We start from the raw sequence: 17,420 nt of genomic DNA, 5'->3' as shown, positions 1-17,420 counted from the left end.
ATTTTATCTTTGTTTCCGCTTCCTGGGCGTATCAGAAAATAAGGTATGTTTGGTTCTGAACGTCTGAGTTTTACCCGTCTTTGCCGAGGGCTGATCATCGGTTTTCGGCTGAAAACTCGGCACCAAATGCTGCTTACCGTTGCCAATTAAATCGGCGCGGCCCATATCTTTTAAGGCTTCTCGCAACAAAGGCCAGTTTTTCGGGTCGTGGTAGCGCAGAAATGCCTTGTGCAAGCGCCGTTGCTTGATGCTTTTCGGAATTGCTATGTCCGGGCTGTTTCGGGCGACTTTGTGCAAGGTATCTTTCCCCGAATGATACATCGCCGTAGCAATCGACATCGGCGAGGGTAAAAAGGCCTGGACTTGGTCGGCTCGGAAGCCGTTACGTTTTAGCCATAGAGCCAGATTCAGCATGTCTTTATCTTCAGTGCCGGGGTGGGCGGCTATGAAGTAGGGGATTAGATACTGCTCCTTGCCGGCTTCCTTGGAGTACTTATCAAACATCGCTTTGAAGCGGTCGTAAGTGCTCATGCCTGGTTTCATCATCTTCGACAGCGGGCCTTGCTCGGTGTGTTCCGGGGCGATTTTTAGGTAACCGCCGACATGGTGGGTCACCAGTTCTTTTACATATTCCGGGGTTTCCACGGCGATGTCGTAGCGCAAGCCGGAGGCAATAAAGATCTTCTTGATGCCGGGTAAGGTACGGGCACGCCGATACAGTTTGACCAGCGGGGTCTGATCCGTATTCAGGTTCTGGCAAATCCCCGGATAGACGCAGGAGGGTTTGCGGCACGATTCTTCAATCTTCGGGTCCTTGCACGCCAGCCGCCACATGTTGGCGGTCGGGCCGCCCAAGTCGGAAATGTGGCCGGTAAAATTCGGCGAAGTATCGCGGATGGCTTCAATCTCACGAATGATGGAATCTTCCGAACGGTTTTGAATGATGCGGCCTTCGTGTTCGGTAATCGAACAAAAGCTGCAGCCACCGAAACAGCCGCGCATGATCAACACTGAATGCTGAATCATTTCAAATGCCGGTATATTGGCCTTGCCGTAAGCAGTATGGGGTAAACGCGAGTAGGGCAGGTCGAACACGCCGTCCATTTCAGGTGTGGTCAGCGGCAAAGGCGGCGGATTGATCCACACTTCGCGGTTGCCGTGGCGCTGGATCAAGGCGCGGGCGTTGCCGGGGTTGGTTTCGCCGTGCATCACTCGGGAAGCGTGTGCGTATAAAATCGGATCGTCTTTTACGGCTTCGTAATCCGGCAGGCGGATCACGGTTTGCGTGCGCTGCTTGTTGGCGATGGGTTTGAATTGGATCACCTGCTCGTTTTTAGCCAGTGCCGGTTTATCCTCCGCGGCACGGGTTCCCGACCCGTCGCCGCACTCTGATCGTCCCTGATCGTCGCACGCCGGTTGTTCTTGATAGGGGTTCACGTGGGAAATCACCGCGCCCGGCTTGTCGATGTCGGTCGAGTCTTTCTCCATCCAGCCCTGCGGAACCTGTTTGACAAAATGCACAGTGCCTCGTATGCCTTTCAAATCGGCGATGGTTTCGCCTTTTGCCAAGCGTTGGGCGATTTCCACCACTTGCCGCTCGGCGTTGCCGTAGACCAATAGGTCGGCTTTGGAGTCCAGCAGGATGGATTTACGCACTTTATCGGACCAATAGTCGTAATGCGCGATCCGACGCAGGCTAGCTTCAATACCGCCGATAATAATCGGCACATTTTTGTAGGCTTCCCGGCAGCGGTGTGAATAGACATTCACGGCGCGGTCCGGGCGTTTGCCGGCCGCCCCATCGGCGGTATAAGCGTCGTTGGAGCGGATTTTCTTGTCAGAGGTATAGCGATTGACCATCGAATCCATGTTGCCGCCGGTGACCCCAAAAAACAGTTTGGGTTGGCCCAGTCGTCTAAAGTCCTCGGCACTATGCCAATCCGGTTGCGAGATGATGCCGACCCGGAAGCCCTGCGCTTCCAACACTCGGCCAATTACGGCCATACCAAAACTGGGATGATCGACATAGGCATCGCCGGTCACCAAGATGACGTCGCAGGCGTCCCAGCCCAGCGCTTCCATTTCTGCGCGGCTCATCGGCAATTCCGGCGCCGGCCCGAAGCGGTGCGCCCAGTATTTTTTATAGCCGAAGATGTTGGGAGCGTTGTGTATCACGATTTTATAATCCGGTTGAAGACGTTGGGGTTGTGGCGTTTTAAATCCAACAAATAGATGGGGAATTCCAGTTGGTACATCTGTTCCAGCCGCTTGGCCTTGTCGATCAATTGTTTGATGCCTGGCTTTGCCATGTTTTCGCCGAAGGCAAAGCCGATGACATTACCGCGATTGCGTACCGGCAAAAACAGCATGCGCCTTTCAAACACGCGGCCCAGATTCCAGGCCACTTGCTGGAACATGTCCTTATCGGTGCCCCACAAATTGATCACCAGCAGACCGTTCTTGGTCAGTAAGGTTCGGCAATTGTCGAAGAAAGTTTCGCTACTCACTTCCGGGGCCATGCCGTCGTGGTCGTAAGCGTCTATGACGATCAAGTCGTGCTGTTCGCTCTGCACCTGGCTGGCTTGGCGTACATGTTGCGCGCCGCAGCCAATCTTGATTTTCAGGCGCGGATCGAATGGCAGGCCAAAATGGCTGCGTGCGACTTTTAACACACTGCTACGAAATTCCACGACCTTGAGCCGGCAATCGGCAAACTGGCGCAGCATGAATTTGGCGATAGTGCCGCCGCCCAAACCTATCATCAGGATTTCGTTGGGAGTGTCGTGGAACAGCAGGCCGGCCATCATTGCCCTGGCATACAACGAATGTAGCCGGTCGGGTTCCATCAGTAGCATACTGCTTTGCCGAGCATGCGAGCCAAAGTGCAAGGCCCTGACGCCCTCCTTATCAACGATTTCTATGATGCCTTCGTCGTCGTGGCTTTGGTGTACCACCAGGCCTTCATATTTGTACATGCGCTGTAGCGAATGGTAAAGAGGACGCTATTTTCCTTGAAAATCCAGCGCTTGTCTTGTGAATAGTGTGTGGATGACGATTTAGTCACCTTGTAAATGTGAAGGGATATTGGCTTAACTCGGGTGATTGATGGATATGAGTGTGAATGGCTTCACATCGCGAATCTCCGGACAGGAGAAGGCAACAACAGATAGTGCGGCGATAAAAGTCACTCCACGCGATAACCTTCCTCCCTCAGTACCCGTTTAACAACCGGCCGCGACAGCATCAAACGATAGTGTTTCAAGCAGTTTTCCGGGAGCGTAATGCCGATCTTATCCGCCCAAAATTCCACGTAAAACAAAGCGGCATCGGCGATGCTGAATGCGCTCAATGCATAGCCTTCGGCTGGTAGCAACTCGTTCAAGATTGCAAAAGCTTTATTGACTATATCCAAGCCTTGGGCCTTAACTGCGTCGTGATCGGCGGGATTGGGCGCGAATTTCTCCGTGGTAAAAATGCGGGCAAAGCCTTGACCATGCAGCGTGCCGACCGCATAGTCCATCAACTCGATAGCTTTCGCATCGCCATCTGCGTCTCCTGGCAATAGTTTTGCTTTGGGGTAGCTGCGCGCCAGCCAGTAGGCGATAGCTTGGAATTCGGTCAGGGCAGTACCGTCGTTACGGACCAGGGTAGGGATGCTGGCTTTGGGGTTGATTGCCAGATAATCGGCTTGATGTTGATCGCCGGCCATTAAATTGACCAGATGCGCTTCAAAAATCAGATCCAGCTCTTCCAGTAAAATATGGATACCGGTCGTGCAGGAGCCGGGTGTCATGTAGAGTTTCATAAATTATCCTATCGGAAAAGTTTTGTTTAGCGGCATTCCAGAAGGTAAGCATTAATGTCCAGCGCAAAATTCCGCCACAGTAAGGCGATATCGCTACGCACCGCGCTCAGGTAAACCTGATCGGGTTTATGCTCGTCTGGGAAATTGGATAAGGCGCAGGAAGTGCGATGTTTATCCACTACCATCAACAAAAACTCGTCGATAAAGCCATCAAATACCGCCAATACTGATTTGGTAAGATCCGCCAAGCCCTGATTGACGGTGCTGCCGGTGTGATCAAACGGCAAGGTCTTTAATTGAGCCAGGGCGTCTTGATAGGTTTTTTCCAAGACGATCAAGATATTGCGCTGAAAACAACCATCCCATTGTTGGTGTGATAGGTCATGGGCCAGTAATTGATCGTACTGCTTCTTCATATTGGCTTTCTGCTCGATTATGAATCGACTAAATTCGCCGATGCTGTTCGCGTTAAGCGTTGGATTGTTCATGTCAAAGTCCTTTAGTTAGAGTGTTAATGCGCTAAAAACCCGGTCGCTGGCTGCCAATGCGCCTTCCAAATAGCCGCCGGACCTACTGGCTGTTTCGGTTCCGCAGAAATACAGTTTGTCTTGCCAATGGTCCAATTGCAGCGCGCGATGGCCGTAGGCGGGATGTTCGAACATCGGTATGCGATCTACAGAAGTCGCGGTAAATGGTTCCCGGCTCCAATCCTGAATCATCACACTTAGTGGATTGGCGGCGGCAGGACCGAATAAGCCGACCATTTGCCGCACGATCAGGGCCGGCAGACGGTCTTGATACTGTTCGCGAATCTGGGCTGGCAAACCAAAGAAACCAAACAGGGCAGATGTTCCAGCATCGTCGGAGCAGGCGTCATAGACTTCGGCCAAAACCGCGCCGGGGTAGGATGAAATGGCGTTGCCGGAATAGCCTTGTTGGCGCCAGAAAGCCTGTTCGTAAACCAGAACCGCCTTGGCGTGCCCGGCCATCCAGGTGGGCGTGTCTTGCATCAGTGATAGCAAACCGGGTGCTAGAGCCGGTTGAAAGGTAATGCTGTTAGCCAGTAATCGCGGCGGAGCAGCCAGCACAACTTGGCGAGCCTGTATGGTACTGACGATGCCATCGCATGCGAATGTTAAATCGACATAACTACCGTGATCGCTAAGTGATAGCAAATTGTATCCAAGGCGCAACACCCGTCCCGGTATCCGTTGCAATAAACGGTCAATTAATTGCTGGCAACCGCCGGCAATCCGTCTGGCTTCAGCGTGAGTCTGAGTATCGATGTAAGTCACCGGCCGGGAGTCTGCTTGCACGTGATATAAGCTTTGGCCGCAGTCCCATTGCGGAAATAGCGTCAATCCCAAGCGCTTTACTAATGCCGAAATACGCGGTTGCTCCGTAGGCCACAGCCAAGTGGGGCCCAAGTCTGCGGTAAAACCCAGGGTAGGGTCAGCTGCGGATAGAATCCTGCCGCCACAGCGTTCGCGGGCTTCAAATACGCCAATGTTAGGTTTGTATGTCAGCAGTTTTTCTGCCAAGGACAAACCGGACAGTCCGGCGCCAACAATCGCCACGTCCAGCATGGTCATCACGCCATCTGCATCGTTTGGCGTAGCAAGGAGTTACTCTGCCATAGGGGTAATTTCGGCGCTTCGGTCGACGCGCTGGGCATGATCAATTTCTTGCGAAAAATATCCCAAACGCCGTCATAGCGTTGTTGTACCCGGATGCTCCATCCCCAAACGATAGGTAAATGTACGGGCACCCAAATATAAAGATCCGGCCTATCCGGTCCGGCGTTTTGCATGAAGTACACGGTATATTTTTCCAAAACGCTCATCGACGCAACGGTATTGCCGGCGATTTCGGACGGAATGGCTTGCGTCACGGCCTGACTGAACAGCAGTTTTTGCTGCTGGCCTTGCTGTTGAAACCCGCCAAGCGGTATGACCGGCAAAGGCCTGTCTTTCTCAGATAGATACAAAACCGGGTCGCCTTCTTCACTTTCGGTATCCAATAAAGTCATCGTTTTGCCGTCGGCGAAGTGTGCTGTTCGAGTAGACTCCAGCAACTGCAAGACGCCCAATTGGCTGCAAAAACCGGCGGTGTCCCATGCCAGTTCAAAATGAGGTGAGATACTTAGGGATGGCATACCGTCCGCCAAGCTTACGGTGGGCGCGGCCATGCCGGCGTCAAGCAAGGTCAAACGATTCTGCTTGGGTTGCTGCGGGTGGGCTGTGGTAAGGGCTAAGCAGTTTTTGAGCAGTGGGCTTAGTAAATCGCTGTTCCACACGAATGCGTGTATGGGTGTATGTTTCGTATCCACGGGCACTACCGCAGCCCGTTCGATGCTTAACGAGTAATCGCCGAGTAAGCCGTTTTGCAGATCATGCTCTACATCACCGAGTGGGTTATCCGCTAATTTTTGGGTGTCGATGCTGTAGCGATGGCCTGCTTGCAGCACTGGATGCTTGGGTTTGGGCGGTGCAAGCATCGGGCGGGGCAGAGGGAAAATGTGTTCCATCGTTGGGCTGCTGATGACGAAAGCCATCAAGCAATCAAGAATGATGCCAATTGAGCAAATCACCGCATGCGTGTGTAGGTTGTAGATTGATAGGGATTATCGCTTTGAGGCAGCTTAGCAAACGATGTCGTGGATGCGACAAAATCGGACGATCCTGTCTGACAACACCATTAAGTCGGCGTTATTGCCAGCGCTTGCTATCCACGTAGAACACTTCTACAGTTCCCAGGTATGTTCATTATTTTGAGGAAAGTCATGCGAAATTTATTGATAACCCTGCTGTTACTACTCCCCATCGCCGCTGCCGCTGAAAACGATGCGTTTAAAAATATGGATAAAGCGCAAATGCAGCAAGTGATGCAGAAAATGAAAGCCATGCAAGACTGCGTGAAGCACATCGATAAGACCGACATGCAGGCCTTTCAAGCGCAGGCCAAACAAATGAGTGCCGAGGTGGAGCGCTTATGCGCGGCGGGAAAACGCGATGAAGCGATGGTCAGAGCGATGGAGTTTGGTAAGGACGTATCGGCCAATAAAGCCATGCAGCAAATGAAACAATGCGGCGACGGAATAACGGAAGCCCTGCCTTTATTGCCTGATACCACTCAAGGCCAAAATCAGGCCGGTTCGTCTCGGCATGTTTGCGATCACTAAGCTTTAGATCACCAATTCGGTTGGTTTTTTCGATACGGTCATTTCCAAGAGACCCGCGCCAGCCCTTTTATGAGCAGCGCGTTCCTGCCGCCTTGGCGTCGCTTTTAGCTCACTGCCTGGTATCTTAGTGATCTGGCGTTGAAACGCGAGTTTGTCCTGAGCCTGGGTGAGTTTACAGCTGGCCGCGTTGAGCTGGCTGATCAGGCTAGGCCTGTTCTGATCGCCTGCCGCTGCCGACTGATTGTTCATTTCAGCTAGCATCGCGTAAAATCGCCAGCCATTATCACGCCCCCATTGGAGAGCAAAACATGACATACCGTTTAGTAGTTGCATTGATGATGGTCGCAGGTTTGGCCTGTGCCGAGGAAGCCAAGGAAGAATGGAACGAAACCACTCTGAAAGATGAAACCATCCAGAAGATTCAGCAAGCTCAGTACACCTATAAAAAATGTGTAGTGGATACTATGCAAAAACCCGAGTTTGCCAAGATGGAAAGCCGCAACGCCACCGATGTGATTATTAAGTCTTGTGAGCCGACCTTGGCCGAAATGCGCAAAGTTTATACCGACGCCGAAGTGCCGGGCGTGGTGGCTGACCGGCATTTGAAGAAAATGCGTATCCAGGTAACGCGCAATTTGCTGCAGCAATTAATGTACGCGGAAGCCGCGAAGAAAGCCGGCATGCCTGGTAACTGACTCCCACTGTCCGCAATGGCATTGGCGTAAAAATTTAGCGTTATCTGTTGCGGCATGCTTGAAGATTAGACGCTATAGCCCTTGTTTCAATTAACAACCATCACTCGTTTTTCATGAATACCTACACCATCGATTTATCCTTGCGCCCGACCACCTTCGATTTGTGGCACGTGTGTTTGGCCGGTACCGCCGCACTGTTGGCTTTGATTCTGATTGTGGTTTTAGTCTCGGTATTGCTGGGCATGCGCCGCTGCAAATCCGCAGCTCCGGCAGTAGTCGCTCCCACTCCTGCGCCGCAACCGGAAGTCAAAATCGTCGAGAAGATCGTCGAAGTGGAAAAAATCGTCCAGGCCCCGGCGCCTGAGCCCGTGGTATTAAAGGAAGCGACTCCGGATGCCGCCTTGCAGTTATTAAGTTTGCTGCAAAAAGAAGCTCGGTTTATCGACTTCATCAAGGAAGATGTCAGCGCCTTTTCTGATGCCGAAATCGGTGCGGCGGCGCGCGTGGTGCATCAAGGTTGCAGCAAAGCGGTCAGCGAGCATTTCACCCTGGCCCCTGTCAGCAAAGATCCCGAAGGCAACCGGGTGACTCTAAACAAAGGCTTCGATGCCGCGTCATTTCGTTTGACCGGCAATATCGTCGGCGAGGCGCCGTTTACCGGCACTTTGGTGCATAAAGGTTGGCAAGTCACCGATCTGCGTTTGCCGAAATTGACCGAAGGCCATAACGCCAAAATCGTCGCGCCGGCCGAGGTGGAATTATGACCGCGCGTTATTCGGTCGGTATCGATTTGGGTACCACGCATTGCGTATTGTCTTATGTCGATCTGGAAGCCGGCGAGGATCAAGTGGTCCTGGATGTGTTGGCGATTCCGCAGTTGACCGGCCCCGGCACGATAGAAGACAAGGCGCAATTGCCGTCCTTCACCTATTTGGCTCATCCGGCCGAGATTGCCGAAGGCGCCACTGCGTTGCCGTGGACAGCTAAACCGGAATATCTGGTCGGCGAAATCGCCCGTAATCTGGGCAGCAAAACCCCCATCAGATTAGTGTCCAGCGCCAAGAGCTGGTTGTGCCATGCCGGTGTCGATTGCAAACAAGCGATTTTGCCGGTCGAGGCGCCGGAGGATGTGGAGCGGATTTCCCCGTTTGCCGCCAGCAAGGCCTATCTGCAACATTTGCGCGATGCCTGGAATCACCGATTCCCGGAGCATAATTTACAAGATCAAGATGTCACTATCACAGTGCCGGCGTCGTTTGACCCGGCCGCGCGTGAATTGACGGTCGAAGCGGCCCGCGCGGTGGGATTAGGGCAGGCCGTATTGCTGGAAGAACCGCAAGCTGCTTTGTACAGCTGGATCGAAAACAGCGAAGGCGATTGGCGCAATCATGTGCAAATCGGCGACGTGATTTTGGTCGCCGACATCGGCGGTGGCACCACCGACTTATCCTTGATTGCGGTGACCGAACAAGACGGCAACCTGCAATTGACCCGGGTGGCGGTCGGCGATCATATCTTGTTGGGCGGCGATAACATGGACTTGGCCTTGGCCTATACCGTTAGAGCCAAACTGGAGCAAGACAGCGGCAAGCGTCTGGAATCCTGGCAACTACAAGCTTTGACCCACGCCTGTCGGGAAGCCAAAGAAAAACTGTTCAACCAGCCCGAGTTGGGCAGCATGCCTTTAGTCGTAGCGAGTCGCGGCTCATCCCTGATCGGCGGCACCTTGCGCACCGAACTGACTCGCGACGAACTGAACCGCGTCTTGGTCGAAGGCTTTTTGCCGTGGGTACCGATCGAAGAAAGACCGGTGGTCAGACCGCGCAGTGGTTTGCGTACCGCCGGTTTGCCTTATGCGCAGGATGCCGGCATTACTCGCCATCTGGCTGCATTTTTGTCGCGGCAAAAAGAAGCGACCGGCGAGCTAGCCGATCATGTCTTGCCCGAACACGCCAGTTTCTTGCATCCGACCGCGGTATTGTTCAACGGCGGGGTGTTAAAAGCCGGCGTGATGGCCGAGCGCTTGATGCAGATATTAAATAGCTGGTTGCAGGCCGAACAAGCCGCGCCGGCCAGACTGTTACAAGGCGCCGACTTGGATTTGGCGGTCGCGCGTGGCGCTGCCTATTACGGATTTGTCCGCAAAGGCAAGGGCGTCAGAATCAAAGGCGGCACGGCGGCGGCTTATTACGTCGGTATTGAGAGCGCCATGCCGGCGGTTCCCGGATTGCCGGCGGAGATCGAAGCCTTGTGCATCGCGCCGTTTGGGATGGAAGAGGGCAGCGAACAGGAATTGCCTAATGACGAATTCGGTTTGATCATCGGCGAACCGGTACGCTTCCGCTTTTTCGGTTCGAAAACCCGCCGCGACGATGCGGTAGGGGTAAGGCTGGAATATTGGCAGGACGACGAATTGGAAGAACTGGACGAAATTGAGATCACTTTGCCGGAAGAAGGTCGCCATGCCGGCGACATCGTCCCGGTGCATTTGTCTGTGGCAGTGACCGAAGTGGGGACTTTAGAGTTAAAAGCGGTTTCCAAACGCGATCAACAGCGCTGGAAAATTGAGTTTGATGTCAGGGCTGGCGACGCTTGATATTAACAATAGCTAGTGGCTAAACCAGAGCCGAATTTCCAAGGGCTTAACTGAAACCCGCTTCTTTCCCGTAAAGAAGCGGGTTTTTTATGATGGCTGGCTTGTATCTAAAGCTTTATTGTTGTTGGTAATAAGGCTGTGGATACTGCTGCTGGTATTGCTGGTTCTGTTGTGGGTAACCCTGGCGCGGATAAGTTTGCTGTGGATACCCCTGTTGCTGTGGGTAACCTTGGTATTGCTGATTCTGCTGAGGGTAACTTTGCTGTTGCGGGTAACCCTGCTGATACGGTTGGTTTTGCTGCGGATAACCTTGCTGCGGGTAGTTCTGCTGCGGATAACCGCCTTGTTGCTGATAAGGCTGGGTTTGCTGTTGCGGGTAGCCTTGCTGCGGTTGTTGCGCAGCACCGGCGTTTTGATTGGCGTTGATCGCCAGTTCCACCCGGCGATTGATTGCCCGATTGGCATCGCTACTGTTCGGTACTTTCGGCGAACTTTCGCCCATGCCCTGTTGGGAGATACGCATCCGGTTCACACCGCGTTGCGCCAAGAAGTTGGCCACGCTGGTAGCCCGTGCTTCAGATAAACGTTGATTGTCGGCATCGGAACCCACGTCATCGGTGTGGCCGGTGACGGAAATCGTCGACTCCGGGTAATTGGTCAACACTCTGGCGATGGGGTCCAGCGCGTGCTGGGCTTCCGGCGTCAAGTCGGCTTTGCCAAACGCAAACGTCACATCACTGGTGCTGGGCATGTTCAAGGTCAGCTGGTTTTGCGCGGTGCGCTGGACTTCAATCCCTGTGCCTTGCAGCGACTGCTGCATCTCTTCCTGTTGTTTGTCCATGTAATAACCGACCCCGGCGCCAACCGCGGCACCGGCTAATGCGCCCAGACCGGCGTTTTTCCAGTCGTTTCCGCCGAATAAAGTACCGGCGCCTGCGCCCACTGCCGCGCCGACACCGGCGCCCTTGCCTAGGTTGCTCATGCTGGACTGGCCGGTATAGGGGTTAGTGGTACAGGCTGTTAACAAGCTGGTACCGATGGCGATAGCAAGTAATTTTTTAGTCATTATTTTTCATCCTGGATGCTGTTCATAAGTACGTTGAGTCGGGAGGCGTATAAATTCTATGGGTATTGCCAATAGAAGCCGGTCCCGGACCGCGTGGCGATTAAAACCTTAAAGGCTTAACTCGCACTTAAAATGGACCGGCAGGCGGGGGAATGGTTTCCTGTATGGCTTATTAACCCGACCCTATTTATCCCGGATATGCCGCGGGTTAAGCGCATCGCAGCCCAAACGAGCGTGCCCTTCGACAGACCAAGCGCGAACGGGATTTAAGGGCGGGGGCGATAAATTGATTCAGCGGCCTGCGGCGGTTGTTTTTGGCTAAGTGACTTTAGAGGTTGTTTCGCCCGCCGTTTTTGCAGCCAACGCACGACGCCGGTGATATACAACACCGGGCAAGCCAAACCCGCCAGCAACACCAGAATCCGCCCCGGCCAACCGAATGCATGGCCACTATGCAAAGGCCATTGCCAATCGTAAAAGACATCGGCGTTCGAGCCGGTGCCGGAATCGTAGACCTTGATAATTTCGCCGCTGTATTGATCGACGGCAATATCCCGGTAGCCGACGAAGCGGCTTAATTCTGCGACGTCTCGTTTCATCACCCTAAACACATCCAGCCGGTCCTTCGGTGCGTTCAGCATCCATAGTCGGCCGGCAGGGTAGCTTTGCTGCACTATTGTTTCCACTTGCGCTAAGCTAATCGTCTGTTGTCCCGCTTTGGGTGGGGCGCTATCAATCGTTTCCGGAATGCCGTTGTACGCATTCGGGCGGGTGATAGTCGAGAACGGCTTGACTAGTACGTCTATTCGCTCCGGCTGCGTCATATAAATACCGGAAAACAATACCGGTATTAACACGATGCCGGAATAGAAACCGACTATTTTATGCAGATCGAAGTTGAATCTGACTGATCCCGAACGGCGCTTGAAGGTCAGCGCCTGCCTAAATTTACCGGTCAACGGCCACCAGACGATTAAGCCAGTCAATACCGATAAAATGGAAAAGGCGCCGAGAATCGAGACGATAGTGGCGCCAGTCTTGCCCAGCAGCAAACACCAATGTAACTGCATGATGAAACTGACCAAAGGCCGGCCCCAATATCGATCTTTGGGATGCCAAAGCTGTAAACCCTTGACTTGCGCGGTATAAGGGTCGACGAAGATATAGTAGCCGTCGCCACTGTTCGTTTTACTGTCGTCCCTGACAAAATACAAAAATTTGTAAGCCACTTCGGCGTTTCGTGGGTAGTACACCTTAAAAAACAGACTATCTGGCGGTTTGGCGTTTTCCGCTGCGGCGACGATGTCGTCTAACGACCGCAAGTGTCGTTGTTCTGCGGCGGGTAAGGAAACGACGGACAACTCAGGGTTCAGTATTTCCTGCATTTCCAGATAAAACACCAGTATGCCGCCGGTCAGACCGACGACCGCCAACAGCAATCCGGCACTCAAACCTAAATAAAGGTGAACAGCCAGCCACCTTTTACGACGGGATTTAAGCTTCGTTAACCGTCGAGCACTGGTATTGGGTGCGGGAGGCTTTGCGCTGCAGGACGTTAAATTCTCAAGAGCTGGTTTCATAACGATTTTTAAAAACGGCTTCAGTTAAGGAACTCAGGCGGTTCCCGATTGAACGGCGGCTTCAGCACTAACGTCATTCCGGCAGGGATTACCGGAATCCAGGCGACATGCATGTATCAGACACTTGCCGTCCTTGGATCTTGGATCTCGGCAATCCCTGCCGAGATGACGATACTTAACAGAGCTGGCGCAGCTTTACGATCAGGGGGCGGTTCGATCGCAAGGAACGGGAGAGGCTCCTGCTTTCTGCGGCGACTTACCCGGTCAAAATTCAACCTTGACCGAACCCAAGAACGAACGGGGCGTACCCCAGGTAGCGCGGGTTTGAAACGGCATCGCAAAGCCGTCGTGGGTATATTCCTTATCCAACAGATTGGTGACGTTTAGCTGTAACGTCACATTAGTTTTTGCCACTTTCCGCGTGTAGGCCGCCAATAGATCGATGACGCCGTAGCCGGCAAAACTAAAGTCGTGATTGTCGAAAGTAGCTTTCTTATCGCTGACCAACTCCAGACCCGCCCCAACCTTGAATCCGCGCAGATAATCCTGCTGGAAATCATATGTCGTCCATAACGTGGAGGTGTGTTTGGGAACGCCGCGAAAGCCGCCGCCAACCCTTATGTTATTTGGGTTGTTTTCTTTAAGAACCTCGGTTTCGGTATAAGCGTACGTGGCTATGGTGTTCCAGCCCGGCAGAATTTCGCCTTTGATATCGACCTCGACGCCCCGGCTTTGCGCTTCGCCAGCCGCTACGGAAAAGTTTGGATTGATCAAGTCGGTGGTTGCAATGTTCTGCTTTGTCAATTGGTAATAAGCGACGGTGCTGGTTAACCTGTCGTCGAAAAATGCGGTTTTAAATCCCACTTCCCATTGCTGTGCTGTTTCCGGCGGTAAAAATGATCTATCACTCGTAAGATTTCCGTTGGTAACGCCAAAATTTTCGACGTAGTTGCCGTATAGACTCAACCAATTCATTGGCTGCCAAAGAACACCAACCTGTGGCGTCACCGCATCGGCTTTCTGACCGATTTGTCCGGCAAGTACATCGTATTGCTCGACATTTTGATAGCGAAAGCCACCCATGACGTGTACGTTATAAGGCAGCTTGATTTGGTCCTGCAGATAAATGCCGTAAAAATCAGTTTTTGTATGAAACGACTGGCTGGCGCGCGTCGTTGGATCTATGGGCGGATTGCCGGTATGAACGGGGTTGTAAATGTCGATGGTGCTCGCGGCCGTGCTGCTGTAACCGACGGAATTCATATCCTGCAGGTAATAATCGCCGCCTATCAACAAGGTGTGTTTCAAAAATCCGGTGTCGAAGTGCCCGGTCAAATTGGTGGTCGTGAAATAACTGTCGTTTGTGAAAAAGTCGCTGGTGAGTATGCGTCTGTTCAGCGTGCGCTGGTCGGCTTGCAGCGTGCCGGGCAACATCACCAAGCGGTCCCGGTCCAACAGCTGGATATTCAACTGTTCGGTCAATACCCAATCGTCGTTAAACTTGTGGGTAAGATTCAAGCCGATCAGCTTGTCTTCGACGTGATTACGGTTGTCTTCCATTAAATTCCGTTCGCGAGGAATATCCGCCAGGCGCGGATTGATCCAGGAGCCGTCCGCCCTGGTGCCGTCGATAATTAACGGTCGGGCGTGCAGATCGTAGACATTGTTTTCCTTGCGGTACTCCAGCTCTAATAGCGCGGTGGTAGCTGGACTGATATTCCATTGCAGCACCGGCGCGACGAACAGTTTGTCGTAATCCACGTTTTCCCGGAATGAACCGCTTTTTTCGAAGGCAAGATTCATTCGGTACAGCAAATCCTTGTTGTCGGTCAGCGGCCCGGTCGCATCAATGCTGGAGCGGAACAAATCAAACGAACCGAATTGCTGCTGCAAAGCATAATACGCGGTATCCAGCGGCTTTTTAGTGACGATATTAAGCATGCCGCCGGGCTCGACGCGGCCGTACAACATTGCGGCGGGGCCTTTCAGTACTTCCAGGCTTTGCACGTTCGCCATGTTCCGGGTGCCTTCCGGGCCGGATGCGTCGATACGAAAGCCGTTGCGAAACAAGTTGTAGTTATAGAAGCCGCGTATGGTCACTTGGTCCGTCAAACCGCCCGCCGCCTGGCCGGTCGTCACGCCGCTGACATATTTGACGGCCTGATCGATTTTTATGGCTTGATTGTCGTCCAACACCGCCTTCGGAATAACCTGGACGTTGAGCGGCGTCTCCATGATCGGCGTATCGGTTTTGGTGGCGAAACGGGTATTGGGTACTGAGTAGTCCTTGTTATAGGGGTCGGTGAGATCGTAAGTGCGTTGTCCGGAGACGGTGACCGCCGGCAAACTGTTCACTTCTAGCGGCTTAATCGATACGGCATTGTCGGCGGTAAAGGTGTAACTCAGACTGGCGCCGCCGACCAGAATTGCTATCGCCTGCTTGGCGCTGTAAGTGCCCTGCAGCGCGGTACTGGTTTTACCGGCTAGGGTTTGCTCCGCGTAGAACAGATGCAGGCCAGTCTGCTGTTTGAGCGTTTCCAGCGCGCTGGACAGGGCTTGCGCCGGAATGTTCAATTGATAGCTTTGTTCCTGAGCCGCGGCAACCAGCGCGGTGCCGGTCAGCAGACCGCCGACTAGCGTTCTAGAAAGTGAATACATTTGCCCTCCCGTGGTGTGTGGTGATTTCACTACCCAGTAAGAGCGGTTTTTTATGGCGAAGGCGCCACTTTTTTTTCGATGGGTTAAAAATATTTTCGGTAACGATTTCGCGCGCAGCGTAAATTCACTTATTTCCGTAAGGCGTAAATCGCCGGCGGTATGCGGGAATGTTGCCATGGCCAGCGGGAAGCCAAGGGCTTGCGACGAACCGGCGTCCGGCCTGAGCCCGCCGAGCGTTTTATGCGTTTTTCGACGTGTGGCTGAACTGGCCCTCTCTCGCTTAGCGTTCGAATTCGATCAGTCGCTCGTTTTTTCGAACCGCCTTGATCGGCAGCGCGGCGCCGATGGCATTGAGGGCAAGGTTTAAGTCGTCGGTGGGAAAGTCGCCGCTGACTTTAAGGTTTTGCAATTGCGGGTCGGCGACGCGGAGTTCGATGTCGTGATAGCGGCTTAGTTGTGCCAGAACCTCGGCCAGCGCGGTCTTTTTAAATACCAGCATGCCTTCCCGCCAAGCGGCGACAGTAGTGGCGTCGAAACGGGTCGGCGCGGACGCCAGGCCCTGTGCATCGTATCTAATTTGCTGGCCCGCCAACAGAGTTTGCGGGTCGGGCCGCCGCTCAGTGGCAACGGCGACTTCGCCTTCCAGGACGCTGACCGTGGCGGCGTTATTCAGCATGCACACGTTGAAGCGGGTGCCAACGTCGTGGATCTTGCCGTGGCCGGCGACGACGTCGAAGGGTTTGGTTTCATCGTGCGCCACGCTGAATAACGCTTCGCCTCTATCCAGCACGGCTTCGCGGCCGCGCCAGCCGTAGTGGACTCGCACCTGGCTGTTGCTGTTGAGTTCTATCGTCGAGCCATCGCGGAGCGCGATGTGTTGCCGCTGGCCTTTTAGTGTCAAGTAACAGTCGGTGTTTATCCAGTCCCAGGCTAGCGGCATGCCTATTGCCGCAATCAGTAACGAGGCGGCTATCGACAACCGTAGGCCGCGGCGTGCCCGGCGGCGCGCCATTTGCGCGCGGCGTAAACCGTCCCTGGCCACCACCAGCCGCGGGTCGGGTTGTGCGTCGATGCTACTAAAATCTCGCCAAATCGCTTCGGCGTTTTGATAGCTCTGGCGATGGCGAGGGCTTAACGCCAGCCAATCCTGAAACGCCCGGCGTTCGCTAGCCGAACAATCGGGCGCGCTCAGTCTGACCACCCAATGACTGGCTTGTTCGTGCAACGACGGTGAAATTGGCGGGGTAGTTCGGTTCATGGTGTTAGTGTATCGTATCCACAACCGGCTACGCTGGCCGGCGGAGAATTTGGCGGTATTAATCGATGTCCTGGCTGACGGATTTGCTACAGTGGGCCAACGCCTTGATGCAATAGCGCTCGACGGTGCGCGGCGGGATAGCGAAAGCCTTGGCGATTTCGGGATAGGTCAGACCGTCGACGCGGTGTAGCAGAAACACGGTACGAACAATTTCCGGCAGGCTGTCCAGCGCGTGCAGGCAAATTCGCAGGCGTTCCCGGCTTTCGGCGACGGCATCGGGTTGCGGCATCGGGCAGGCTACAGCGTCCGTTTCCGATTCTTCGTCGTTGACGAAAGGGACGATTTGCTCGCGTCTGTGTAGGTCGCCGCTCAGGTTGGCGGTGATGCGATACAGGTAGGCGCGGTGATTGTCGATGGCGTCGGTGTTGCCGTGCTGCAAGAGCCTGAGATAAGCATCCTGAACCAGATCCTCGGCATGTTGGCGGCCGGCCCGTTGTTCGGCGAACACCAGCAGTTCCTTGTTGTGTCTTTGGAATAGAAAGTCCAATAGGCGAATATGGCGATTGGGCATGTCGGCGTGA

General features: G+C 53.7%; 16 protein-coding genes. 4 read left to right on the top strand and 12 right to left on the bottom strand.

Features of this window, described 5'->3' with window-relative positions:
- Positions 1 to 3: 3 nt before the first annotated feature.
- The 6 genes from DDY07_RS09030 to DDY07_RS09005 all read right to left on the bottom strand — a co-directional run bounded on the left by DDY07_RS09030 (position 4) and on the right by DDY07_RS09005 (position 6,332).
- Positions 4 to 2,175: a YgiQ family radical SAM protein gene (locus tag DDY07_RS09030; RefSeq protein ID WP_171695657.1), complete on the bottom strand. Its 2,172-nt coding sequence runs from the start codon at positions 2,173 to 2,175 to the stop codon at positions 4 to 6.
- Positions 2,172 to 2,975 (bottom strand): spermine synthase, encoded by an 804-nt coding sequence (locus tag DDY07_RS09025; RefSeq protein WP_171695656.1) that lies wholly within the window; start codon positions 2,973 to 2,975, stop codon positions 2,172 to 2,174. Before DDY07_RS09025 ends, DDY07_RS09030 begins: the two co-directional genes overlap by 4 nt.
- 209 nt (positions 2,976 to 3,184) lie before the next feature.
- The gene (locus DDY07_RS09020; RefSeq protein ID WP_033156504.1) at positions 3,185 to 3,805 is read right to left on the bottom strand and encodes a glutathione S-transferase family protein; all 621 of its coding nucleotides are present in this window, start codon (positions 3,803 to 3,805) and stop codon (positions 3,185 to 3,187) included.
- Positions 3,806 to 3,831: 26 nt separating this feature from the next.
- On the bottom strand, positions 3,832 to 4,293 hold the full coding sequence (locus tag DDY07_RS09015) for an amine oxidase (RefSeq protein WP_171695655.1): 462 nt from the start codon (positions 4,291 to 4,293) through the stop codon (positions 3,832 to 3,834).
- A gap of 15 nt (positions 4,294 to 4,308) precedes the next feature.
- The gene (locus DDY07_RS09010; protein ID WP_253734670.1) at positions 4,309 to 5,397 is read right to left on the bottom strand and encodes an FAD-dependent oxidoreductase; all 1,089 of its coding nucleotides are present in this window, start codon (positions 5,395 to 5,397) and stop codon (positions 4,309 to 4,311) included.
- Positions 5,397 to 6,332: a hypothetical protein gene (locus DDY07_RS09005; RefSeq protein ID WP_033156724.1), complete on the bottom strand. Its 936-nt coding sequence runs from the start codon at positions 6,330 to 6,332 to the stop codon at positions 5,397 to 5,399. The genes DDY07_RS09010 and DDY07_RS09005 overlap by 1 nt, the downstream gene beginning before the upstream one ends.
- A 255-nt stretch (positions 6,333 to 6,587) precedes the next feature.
- On the opposite strand from DDY07_RS09005, the gene DDY07_RS09000 reads away from it, so the two are divergent.
- Positions 6,588 to 6,986, top strand: coding sequence for a hypothetical protein (locus tag DDY07_RS09000; protein WP_171695653.1), 399 nt, complete (start codon positions 6,588 to 6,590; stop codon positions 6,984 to 6,986).
- A gap of 3 nt (positions 6,987 to 6,989) precedes the next feature.
- Here the strand turns inward: DDY07_RS09000 and DDY07_RS08995 are convergent, their stop codons facing one another.
- A complete protein-coding gene (locus DDY07_RS08995; protein WP_171695652.1) occupies positions 6,990 to 7,301 on the bottom strand; it encodes a hypothetical protein in 312 nt (103 codons plus the stop codon).
- Here DDY07_RS08995 and DDY07_RS08990 point away from each other — a divergent pair.
- The 3 genes from DDY07_RS08990 to DDY07_RS08980 all read left to right on the top strand — a co-directional run bounded on the left by DDY07_RS08990 (position 7,295) and on the right by DDY07_RS08980 (position 10,277).
- Positions 7,295 to 7,681, top strand: a complete 387-nt coding sequence (locus tag DDY07_RS08990) for a hypothetical protein (protein WP_033156500.1) — start codon at positions 7,295 to 7,297, stop codon at positions 7,679 to 7,681. The two genes, DDY07_RS08995 and DDY07_RS08990, sit on opposite strands and share 7 nt — an antisense overlap.
- A 113-nt stretch (positions 7,682 to 7,794) precedes the next feature.
- On the top strand, positions 7,795 to 8,445 hold the full coding sequence (locus DDY07_RS08985; protein WP_033156499.1) for a DUF2760 domain-containing protein: 651 nt from the start codon (positions 7,795 to 7,797) through the stop codon (positions 8,443 to 8,445).
- Positions 8,442 to 10,277, top strand: coding sequence for an Hsp70 family protein (locus tag DDY07_RS08980; protein ID WP_171695651.1), 1,836 nt, complete (start codon positions 8,442 to 8,444; stop codon positions 10,275 to 10,277). Before DDY07_RS08985 ends, DDY07_RS08980 begins: the two co-directional genes overlap by 4 nt.
- 115 nt (positions 10,278 to 10,392) lie before the next feature.
- Here the strand turns inward: DDY07_RS08980 and DDY07_RS08975 are convergent, their stop codons facing one another.
- From DDY07_RS08975 to DDY07_RS08955, 5 genes are all read right to left on the bottom strand, one after another.
- Positions 10,393 to 11,343, bottom strand: coding sequence for an OmpA family protein (locus DDY07_RS08975; protein ID WP_171695650.1), 951 nt, complete (start codon positions 11,341 to 11,343; stop codon positions 10,393 to 10,395).
- Positions 11,344 to 11,609: 266 nt separating this feature from the next.
- Complete coding sequence (locus tag DDY07_RS08970) at positions 11,610 to 12,923, bottom strand: PepSY domain-containing protein (protein ID WP_171695649.1); 1,314 nt, start codon at positions 12,921 to 12,923, stop codon at positions 11,610 to 11,612.
- Positions 12,924 to 13,187: 264 nt separating this feature from the next.
- On the bottom strand, positions 13,188 to 15,581 hold the full coding sequence (locus tag DDY07_RS08965) for a TonB-dependent receptor (protein ID WP_171695648.1): 2,394 nt from the start codon (positions 15,579 to 15,581) through the stop codon (positions 13,188 to 13,190).
- A gap of 280 nt (positions 15,582 to 15,861) precedes the next feature.
- A complete protein-coding gene (locus tag DDY07_RS08960) occupies positions 15,862 to 16,839 on the bottom strand; it encodes a FecR family protein (RefSeq protein WP_171695647.1) in 978 nt (325 codons plus the stop codon).
- A 58-nt stretch (positions 16,840 to 16,897) separates the two neighbouring features.
- Entirely contained in the window at positions 16,898 to 17,410 is a 513-nt protein-coding gene (locus DDY07_RS08955; protein WP_171695646.1) for an RNA polymerase sigma factor, read from the bottom strand.
- Positions 17,411 to 17,420 lie beyond the last annotated feature (10 nt).

Origin of the sequence: Methylomonas sp. ZR1, assembly GCF_013141865.1 — a bacterium.
Taxonomy (GTDB): domain Bacteria; phylum Pseudomonadota; class Gammaproteobacteria; order Methylococcales; family Methylomonadaceae; genus Methylomonas.
This window is presented reverse-complemented; position numbering and strand designations above follow the sequence as displayed.

Bases quoted from the DNA above. Each gene is read 5' to 3' on its own strand.
- DDY07_RS09025 (WP_171695656.1), bottom strand. From the start codon at position 2,975: ATGTACAAATATGAAGGCCTGGTGGTACACCAAAGCCACGACGACGAA.
- DDY07_RS09020 (WP_033156504.1), bottom strand. From the start codon at position 3,805: ATGAAACTCTACATGACACCCGGCTCCTGCACGACCGGTATCCATATT.
- DDY07_RS09015 (WP_171695655.1), bottom strand. From the start codon at position 4,293: ATGAACAATCCAACGCTTAACGCGAACAGCATCGGCGAATTTAGTCGA.
- DDY07_RS09010 (WP_253734670.1), bottom strand. From the start codon at position 5,397: ATGACCATGCTGGACGTGGCGATTGTTGGCGCCGGACTGTCCGGTTTG.
- DDY07_RS09005 (WP_033156724.1), bottom strand. From the start codon at position 6,332: ATGGAACACATTTTCCCTCTGCCCCGCCCGATGCTTGCACCGCCCAAA.
- DDY07_RS09000 (WP_171695653.1), top strand. From the start codon at position 6,588: ATGCGAAATTTATTGATAACCCTGCTGTTACTACTCCCCATCGCCGCT.
- DDY07_RS08990 (WP_033156500.1), top strand. From the start codon at position 7,295: ATGACATACCGTTTAGTAGTTGCATTGATGATGGTCGCAGGTTTGGCC.
- DDY07_RS08995 (WP_171695652.1), bottom strand. From the start codon at position 7,301: ATGTCATGTTTTGCTCTCCAATGGGGGCGTGATAATGGCTGGCGATTT.
- DDY07_RS08985 (WP_033156499.1), top strand. From the start codon at position 7,795: ATGAATACCTACACCATCGATTTATCCTTGCGCCCGACCACCTTCGAT.
- DDY07_RS08980 (WP_171695651.1), top strand. From the start codon at position 8,442: ATGACCGCGCGTTATTCGGTCGGTATCGATTTGGGTACCACGCATTGC.
- DDY07_RS08975 (WP_171695650.1), bottom strand. From the start codon at position 11,343: ATGACTAAAAAATTACTTGCTATCGCCATCGGTACCAGCTTGTTAACA.
- DDY07_RS08970 (WP_171695649.1), bottom strand. From the start codon at position 12,923: ATGAAACCAGCTCTTGAGAATTTAACGTCCTGCAGCGCAAAGCCTCCC.
- DDY07_RS08965 (WP_171695648.1), bottom strand. From the start codon at position 15,581: ATGTATTCACTTTCTAGAACGCTAGTCGGCGGTCTGCTGACCGGCACC.
- DDY07_RS08960 (WP_171695647.1), bottom strand. From the start codon at position 16,839: ATGAACCGAACTACCCCGCCAATTTCACCGTCGTTGCACGAACAAGCC.
- DDY07_RS08955 (WP_171695646.1), bottom strand. From the start codon at position 17,410: ATGCCCAATCGCCATATTCGCCTATTGGACTTTCTATTCCAAAGACAC.